Below are 290 nucleotides of genomic sequence, written 5' to 3'. Positions count from 1 at the left end.
AACGCTCCAAGTACATTACTTTCGGCATCCCAGCCGGAGGGATCGTGGAGGCCCGGCCCCGTCTGGAGCGTGTGGAGGCCGATGTGATGGGCAACTTTACGCGGCTGGGTGTTCCCTGTGAACCGATGGACGGGCGGGCAAGGCTGGCCCTGCTTCACAGCCAGATGCATCCGGGCAACCGGGAACCGTTCCGCTTTTCATGGAAGGACATCCCGCTGACGGGGCTCGGCACCAAGGACTATATCGCCCCGGACAGCTTTGACTTCCGGCACTCCCGCCTGTTCCGGGTG

General features: G+C 63.4%; 1 pseudogene. It reads left to right on the top strand.

Annotation, left to right across the window (positions count from 1 at the left end):
* Nucleotides 1-290, top strand: a pseudogene (locus P0G09_RS20160) (conjugal transfer protein TraE); the annotation flags it as partial.

It is taken from the genome of Faecalibacterium sp. DFI.5.82 (assembly GCF_029076575.1).
Classification (GTDB): domain Bacteria; phylum Bacillota; class Clostridia; order Oscillospirales; family Ruminococcaceae; genus Faecalibacterium; species Faecalibacterium duncaniae.
This window is presented reverse-complemented; position numbering and strand designations above follow the sequence as displayed.